The organism is Bradyrhizobium sp. Mp27 (assembly GCF_029953005.1).
Classification (GTDB): domain Bacteria; phylum Pseudomonadota; class Alphaproteobacteria; order Rhizobiales; family Xanthobacteraceae; genus Bradyrhizobium; species Bradyrhizobium barranii.
The window spans coordinates 1-7,176 of sequence record NZ_JASAUS010000248.1 but is presented as its reverse complement, the minus strand read 5'-3'; the positions used below and the strand labels follow the sequence as shown (position 1 = coordinate 7,176).

The 7,176-nt window shown below is 59.2% G+C and carries 8 protein-coding genes; 4 read left to right on the top strand and 4 right to left on the bottom strand.

Features of this window, described 5'->3' with window-relative positions; all coding sequences use genetic code 11:
- Nucleotides 1-690: 690 nt before the first annotated feature.
- Nucleotides 691-900, bottom strand: a complete 210-nt coding sequence (locus QJT78_RS46855; protein WP_038945568.1) for a hypothetical protein — start codon at nucleotides 898-900, stop codon at nucleotides 691-693.
- Between the two features lie 183 nt (nucleotides 901-1,083).
- Between QJT78_RS46855 and QJT78_RS46850 the strand changes: the two genes are divergently transcribed.
- Nucleotides 1,084-1,506 (top strand): hypothetical protein, encoded by a 423-nt coding sequence (locus QJT78_RS46850; RefSeq protein ID WP_028154640.1) that lies wholly within the window; start codon nucleotides 1,084-1,086, stop codon nucleotides 1,504-1,506.
- 139 nt (nucleotides 1,507-1,645) lie between these two features.
- Here the strand turns inward: QJT78_RS46850 and QJT78_RS46845 are convergent, their stop codons facing one another.
- From QJT78_RS46845 to QJT78_RS46835, 3 genes are all read right to left on the bottom strand, one after another.
- A complete protein-coding gene (locus tag QJT78_RS46845) occupies nucleotides 1,646-1,975 on the bottom strand; it encodes a hypothetical protein (RefSeq protein WP_157790387.1) in 330 nt (109 codons plus the stop codon).
- A gap of 19 nt (nucleotides 1,976-1,994) precedes the next feature.
- Nucleotides 1,995-2,372 carry a hypothetical protein gene (locus QJT78_RS46840; protein ID WP_155258265.1) on the bottom strand — a complete coding sequence of 126 codons (378 nt, stop codon included), beginning with the start codon at nucleotides 2,370-2,372 and terminating at the stop codon, nucleotides 1,995-1,997.
- A gap of 2,482 nt (nucleotides 2,373-4,854) precedes the next feature.
- Nucleotides 4,855-5,118, bottom strand: a complete 264-nt coding sequence (locus QJT78_RS46835) for a hypothetical protein (protein ID WP_155258264.1) — start codon at nucleotides 5,116-5,118, stop codon at nucleotides 4,855-4,857.
- Nucleotides 5,119-5,354: 236 nt separating this feature from the next.
- Here QJT78_RS46835 and QJT78_RS46830 point away from each other — a divergent pair, with 236 nt between their 5' ends.
- The 3 genes from QJT78_RS46830 to groEL all read left to right on the top strand — a co-directional run.
- Nucleotides 5,355-5,618 (top strand): DUF1488 domain-containing protein, encoded by a 264-nt coding sequence (locus QJT78_RS46830; RefSeq protein ID WP_080586896.1) that lies wholly within the window; start codon nucleotides 5,355-5,357, stop codon nucleotides 5,616-5,618.
- A gap of 103 nt (nucleotides 5,619-5,721) precedes the next feature.
- Entirely contained in the window at nucleotides 5,722-6,039 is a 318-nt protein-coding gene (locus QJT78_RS46825; protein ID WP_038954021.1) for a co-chaperone GroES, read from the top strand.
- 140 nt (nucleotides 6,040-6,179) lie between these two features.
- Nucleotides 6,180-7,176 (top strand): chaperonin GroEL (gene groEL, locus QJT78_RS46820; RefSeq protein ID WP_281460702.1); only part of this gene is annotated, 997 nt, incomplete at its 3' end.

Sequence of the window (7,176 nt, the reverse complement as noted above, 5' to 3'; positions counted from 1 at the left end):
CACGCCTCAAGCACCTTGCGATCTTTCCTCGAAAGGTGGACTTCTCTTGCTTCGGGTATCATCCCGACCTTGAATCACGACTCACGTTCCAAGAAAAGTGGGTACTAGTGAACTGCGATGCGTCGCTCTGCCCCACAAACGGTTGGCCGAGACATAGGCCCGGTAGGCTCGCAAATACTCGCGGAACTCTCGAACCCACTCACGCACTGGGCTCTAACCCCTGATGTTTTGCCGCTCGCCTTGACGATTTTACTCTACTTGCGAACGGCACGCCGCCGAATTCTGCGATCCCTGCTCGGCGCAGCTTGTCGAACCAGGGCCCCAGCGCTCGGCCATCGAAGTTATTCGCGAATAGGGCGCGACCTCCCTGTGATGCACCAGGTTCGTCGGGATGGTAGTCGGCAAAAGTGAACTCATGGTCGGCATTGGCCCTTAGCCGAACAAGGCTGAGACCATTGTAGTGTCGGCTATCGGCGGCAGACCGGACGCGGGGCCGTGCTCACTTCGACCGCCGCTTGTGACCCTAAACGGAAATCGGGCGTCGCCTGATCGGATTCACAAAATCGCGCTCAATGTGGTTTGCGACAAGGTGCGTGGTTTGCTCCCTAAATCGCGCGGGCCGTTCGCCACATGGGGGCAAGCTGAAGAACCCGGTGTCGCCTTCGAAGGATGTGCAGAGGACTCAGTCGTTCAGAGATGAGCACGCGGCAATAGCCATCCTATGATCTTCTGATACGGATCGCGACGACTGCGGACGAATGCGTTCTCGTTCTGCTGAGCTGCGGTCCTGGCGAATTCAGAAATCCCCTCCATAGACTGCCGTTTATCCTTCGGAAGCTTCGCCCATTGGCGAATGATCTTCCGGCGGGCTTCGCGTTGCTTTTCCCTTACGTCAGGCATCGGGACGCTCCTTGAAGAGGATTATTCCGGTCGACCTAGTATTGTTTGGGCTCACTAGAACTTCAACGTCCAATCAAGAACTCTTAGCCCCTCTGATCGTGCAGCGCTATACACGGGAGCGAGCCTCATATTGGCTTTGTAGGCCCGCCGCCCTAGAATTGCGGCGATCGCGGGACGAGCAAAATGCGGTACGTTTGCGACGCGCCGAAGGGTAAGACCTGGTTCCGTATCGAGACGGAAGGTGAAGCGGCGCATGAGTCGCGCCTGATGGGCCACACAGTCGAGAAATATTTCCGCAACGAGCGGGAGAAGGCAGTCCAGTCCTGGCGTCCGGAGCGGCCGGACGCGATCGAGCGCGACATTGGCCTCGAGGCCTATGTACAGCGAGAGATGCCGGTTTTCCTTACACTGCGCGACAGGGAGGGCAATGCCCTGGCTACAGCGATGCTGCCACCGGGTGGCAAGGACCGCGGCGGGTTCCGGATCATCATCGTTGCCGCATCCAATGCCGATCCTTATCCTGAGCAGGACGCGGCCATCGCTGCGCTGGGAGTGCATTTCGGCCTCACACTCGATCGCCGCCGCTGCTTCCCTTACGGCCGCTAAGAAGCCCGACAAGTATCGCCGCTTGATTGGAGCGATGTCGGCTCATGGCCCTTTACGAACCTCTCGCAATGTCCGCTTCTGCGCCGCTGTTGGGGTATAAGCGACCTAGCAGCAATCATTACCACGCTCGCCAATGCGGCTAGATAGGCGAGGGGGCCAGGAGGTCTTCAACATTGTGCCCCTGTGCCTTCGGGCACAGGGGCTTATTTTTCGCGCACACTGTCTTGCATTGGTGTGAAGAAATAACCGGGCGAGCGTGTTCAGAGGAACCTTGCTCATTACCCACAGTTTGCATCTCGACGGTCGGCTGTCCAAACAACCGGGGCCAGCTCTGGTGGCGTACCGGCTGCCACACGCGGACGCCGATGTGCGCGCCGGTCACCACCTTGGCGGCAATGGCTGCCGACGGGAACCAGACGTTTGCGATCAGGCGAGATCGATCGCCAACACCATCGATATCGACCAGCACCTTCTTGTTTCGCAATTCCTTACGACGTTCGGTAATGATCTTGTGCGCGCTCGGATACGTTGCGAACTTCGGACCCTGCGGTCACGATGAAACCGCGCTCAGGATGCGGATAACCGCGGGCATAGATCCCTGTATAGAGCAGTTCGCGCTCGCTACTGTTTGCGGGATCGACGCGGACATCGATCTGCATGGGGTCGCCATCCTCGGGGCCGATCGGATCAACCTCGACCTCGGGAGCAAGCATCGCCGAGTGCTGGTTGTCGAAGTTCGAATCGAGCGCACGGCAGCCGGCGTCGAACAGGAAGACGCGGGCGTCCGTGACAATGCGCTCCAACTCGGCGCGCTTTTCCTCCGGCACCGCCGGGATCTGCGGGTCGCGCAAATTGGTGACGACCACATAGTTCATCGACTGCGCGATTTTCCCAGAGGCGATACTGAAGGTAAAGGACTGGCAGCTTGTCCAGCCACGGATCGGGGTAGCCGACGATCACGTAGACCTCGCGAGCAAAGTTCTTGGTCGGATCGTCGAGGTGGTCGATAACTCGCGAGAACCCGTTCTTGGTCTCACCCACGTAAACCGTGTTGTGGTTGGCCAGAAGATATCCGGCGGCGCCAACGGCACGGTCGAGCGCGATGCGGGAAACCTGCGGCATCGGGCAAGCCCACACCGCAACGCGGCTGGCATCATTGTAAATGCGGCGCAAGCCGGTGGTATCGCCCTCGGGGCGATAGATCTTGGATGTGTAAGCCGCAAGCGCCGGCAATTGGAAAATGGACGACATATTGGATCCCTCTATGTGTTTGAGCGATCGCGAAGCCAATGATCGCGTCGGTTCGCCGAGCTGCCGGTTCCGGAGAGCCCAACCGTGACAGGTCAGGACCGGTCTCATCCGTCGCGAAGGCGGATCAGATCGGAGAGCAAGGCGTCGTCGCGATCGTGTATTGCGCCGCAACAACGGCGCAATGCAGCGAACCTCGCGATCGAGGCCTAGGCGTTGTGCGGTCGGCCGAACACAGCCACTGCGACGGCAGCGAAGCAAAGCTCCACAGCAAGCGAGTGGATCGCCTCGGTCACGGGCGCGCTAGCGTTGAGCAACAGGAGGGGCGGGGCAGCGAATCGGAGTTATAAGCAGACTTAGCCATGATCGACTTCCTTATCAGTCGGTGGTGGTCAGGCCGTCGCTTCGTATTTCGACTACTTGGCGGCGGCCGCTTTCTCTCGCAGCTTTGCGAGGCAACCGAGGTATGGTCCGATCCGCATCGTGTCTACGGTTGGCCGAATATTTCTCCAGTCAGGATGGTTAACGAGCTATTGTACGGACATCTCGATTGAGCCGGCCGGCGATTTCGACCTGATCTGCGGAAGGAGTTCAGCGCGAAGCGGTAGCCCGCGGGGTGTATCGGCTGCGGACAACATCTTCGATCCGCCGGGCCCACGGTACCCCGCCAGCGTCTGCGGCCGGCGGGATACTTAGGCTTGGCCGAGCCTTTCCCGTTTCGCGAATGTTGCGTGGAATTGGCTGACTGGGCTCACTGCCAGATCGATAGACATCTTGAACCGCTGGCGAGAGATCTGGCCGGTGCAATCTCTTAGCCCTGCATGAGGGCTAAGCTTTCGGGAGTCATTCGTCGTGCAACGAGTTTTTGACGTTTTGCAACGTGTCCTTGGGGAAATCCGGTGGCCGGACTATCGCCATGACGCGTCCCAAGAACACGTTGCAAAACGTCTAAGACAGGTTTTTTAACGTGCCATGTAATGGGGGGGCCGAGGTGCAAAGCGCGCCGCCTCACCTCCCGCCGAAGTCCAGTCCAAAGGGATGCCCTACTGGGCAGGATTTCGGGCCCGAGAGGCGGGTCCTCGCATTCCACTGGTAAGACGGTCTCGGGCACCAGGCGGCGCACAGCGCTCGAAGCACGAACTGTCTCCTGGGAGTGGCAGGCTCAGTAGAATCGGGCCTCTTTGGAACCTCCGTGCGATACCGGGGCTCTCTAATCGGTCGGGAGTTCCCAAGCGCCCTCCAGTGTAAAAATCAGCGCCCCCGCGGGATTTTAGCAACCTTTCGAACTCGTTTTTGCGGCAGCTTAGGGGGCGTTTTTGCAACGTCTTCCGGATCGTCTTGCAACGTCCTCTTGGAGAGTGTCGACGGCCCGTAAGCGTCGGATCGCATCCCAAGAAGACATTGCAAAGCCGCAAGAAGACGTTTCTTTTTTGGTCAGCCAATGGGGGCAGAGGTGGCGGAAGTGCGCCGCCTTACCTCCCGCCGAAGTCCAGCTAGAGCCACTCAGGATTAGATTTCAAGCGCAAGAGGCGGGCCTCTGGCTTCGAGCGGTAAATTGCTCCCGGGTAACAGTGGCATTGCGATCAAGTCGTCGTTGAACCGCCACCGGTGATCTCGTTACGGCCTCGCCGGTCGTGAAATTGAGGGCCGTGGATGCCACTGAGCCGGCGTTTGCTTGGAGCTGCCGCTGTCCGCGAGGCTAACCAGGCGTCTCCGCAGATGCCCTATCGCTGCTCTGTCGCTGCTGCTAGCGGCTTTGAGGTCGAACCGTACTTGAACCACCGGCTTGGGCGATTTCGTCTGCTGCCGGGCGGATTGTAGAGGCGAGGCCTGTGGCGGCCGCCGGGACGGCGCCTACTTCTGAGCCGGCCGCTCCCCGCGAAGTCTTCCAGCCGTCCCAAAGGCTTTAATGCCTGCCCCAGTCGGCTGCTCGCCCAAGTCCTGAAGAGCCAAAGAAACGGTTGGTCCTGCTGCACGCAGCTGTTACACATTCTGCGTTGTCGACCGGATTTATTGGCTTTTTCAGGGGGCGCGCGGAGCCCGATTTTTGGCTGGGTACCCTCCCGCCCCAGCCAATTGATATTGCTTACCAAATCGACGTCACCGTTGCCCCATTTGGAAAGAGCGGATGCCGCTCTCCGTTGGAGACGTCGCTGTTTTTGTTCGCCACCATTTACTCAGAACATCTTCCAGAAACTCGAGATCAGTTACCCGGATGGTGTTCGCGAATTTCGCACAACGATTGCGCGGGCCGCTGAAGACAAGCTGACCACCTGTAGGATTGAGCGCAGTACGAGTGACGGTCGTACCTTGTGAAAGGATCGCATTAACTGCCGCCGCACAGACATTCAGCTCGTGAGTCATTTCAGCGGAGCCAACTAGCTGTTGGCTTGAGCCGATAGCGCGGGTGAGCCGAGGGGGACTACCACTGAAAATTTATTGCGGCGACGATCAACAGCCCGAAGAAGATCACGAGGCTGGTCGTCACTTAATTTTCGTGGGCAGTTGTAATCCGATGCCAGAGTAGCCATTTACGGTCCAGCGCAGCCGGGTCGCTTCCAGCATCTCTTGCCGTTGCGCGAACTTGATCGGACCCAACCATGATCGAGTTTCCGAATTATAGTCGTTCATATGACCGAACGCGGCACGCCGTGCGTTTTTGGGGATACGATAGCGCGTTAGAGGCATCGTTCTTCATAGAGGATGACGCGCTGAGACGACTTCAACCGGACGCTCACCCCAACAATGAATCGGATTTCCTGAACGCATTCGATTCCAATCGTGATGTGATATGTGCCGCTGCTGCCAGGGTGTACGTTCGCGGCAGCAGGGGGTCTTACGATCTAGTCGCCGCCAATTTTTGAGACGAAGCCTCACGTCTTGATGGAAGCGGAAGACTTCGTTTACGGCACGTGGTTCGTTACGACTGCCAATCGAGAAATGATCACACAAGCCAGGGAGGGTTGCATGAAATTCCGTCCGCTCCATGACCGCGTCGTGGTCAAGCGCATAGAGGCCGAAGACAAGACAGCCGGTGGCATCATCATTCCGGACACCGCCAAGGAGAAGCCCTCCCAGGGTGAAGTCGTTGCCGTCGGCCCCGGTGGCCGCGACGAAGCCGGCAAGCTGATCCCGATCGACCTGAAGGTCGGCGACCGCGTGCTGTTCGGCAAGTGGTCCGGCACTGAAGTCAAGATCGACGGCGTCGACCTGCTGATCATGAAGGAAAGCGACATTATGGGCGTCCTCACGGATCTGCCGGCCGCCAAGAAGAAGGCCGCGTAAGCGCCGGCCGGTTTTCCTTACCCTGAGGATTCGGCGTAGCCGGGTTCTCGAAGGATGAGGCCCGCAATTCAAATCTCATCCTCAAGAGCTCGCCAGTTGCGCGGCCTTTGGGATCTGACCAGTTGAAAACGGAGATCGCCATGTCAGCCAAAGAAGTCAAATTCGGCGTCGATGCCCGCGACCGCATGTTGCGCGGCGTCGAAATTCTCAACAACGCGGTAAAGGTGACGCTCGGTCCGAAGGGCCGCAACGTTGTCCTCGACAAGTCGTTCGGCGCTCCCCGCATCACCAAGGATGGCGTCACCGTCGCCAAGGAGATCGAGCTCGAAGAGAAGTTCGAGAACATGGGCGCACAGATGGTGCGCGAAGTCGCCTCCAAGTCAGCTGACGCGGCCGGCGATGGCACCACCACCGCCACCGTGCTCGCGGCTGCGATCGTGAAGGAAGGCGCCAAGGCGGTTGCCGCCGGCATGAATCCGATGGACCTCAAGCGCGGCATCGACTTGGCAGTGGACGCCGTCGTCGCCGACCTCGTCAAGAACTCCAAGAAGGTCACTTCGAACGAGGAGATCGCCCAGGTCGGCACCATTTCGGCCAACGGCGATGCGGAGATCGGCAAGTTCCTCTCCGACGCCATGAAGAAGGTCGGCAACGAGGGCGTCATCACGGTCGAGGAAGCCAAATCGCTCGAGACCGAGCTCGAAGTCGTCGAAGGCATGCAGTTCGACCGCGGCTACATCTCGCCCTACTTCGTCACCAACGCCGACAAGATGCGCGTTGAAATGGACGACGCCTATATCCTGATCTACGAGAAAAAGCTCTCCAGCCTGAACGAACTGCTGCCGCTCCTGGAAGCTGTCGTACAGAGCGGCAAGCCGCTCGTTATCATCGCCGAAGACGTGGAAGGCGAGGCGCTCGCCACCCTCGTCGTCAACCGTCTGCGCGGCGGCCTGAAGGTCGCGGCCGTCAAGGCTCCGGGCTTCGGCGATCGCCGCAAGGCCATGCTGCAGGACATCGCGATCCTGGCCGGCGGCCAGGCGATCTCGGAAGATCTCGGCATCAAGCTCGAGAACGTCACGCTCAACATGCTCGGTCGCGCCAAGAAGGTGATGATCGACAAGGAGAACACCACGATCG

Excerpts from the sequence above, each read along its gene's own strand:
- QJT78_RS46855 (WP_038945568.1), bottom strand. The coding sequence starts at position 900 with ATGCCTGACGTAAGGGAAAAGCAACGCGAAGCCCGCCGGAAGATCATT.
- QJT78_RS46850 (WP_028154640.1), top strand. The coding sequence starts at position 1,084 with ATGCGGTACGTTTGCGACGCGCCGAAGGGTAAGACCTGGTTCCGTATC.
- QJT78_RS46835 (WP_155258264.1), bottom strand. The coding sequence starts at position 5,118 with ATGACTCACGAGCTGAATGTCTGTGCGGCGGCAGTTAATGCGATCCTT.
- QJT78_RS46830 (WP_080586896.1), top strand. The coding sequence starts at position 5,355 with ATGATCGAGTTTCCGAATTATAGTCGTTCATATGACCGAACGCGGCAC.
- QJT78_RS46825 (WP_038954021.1), top strand. The coding sequence starts at position 5,722 with ATGAAATTCCGTCCGCTCCATGACCGCGTCGTGGTCAAGCGCATAGAG.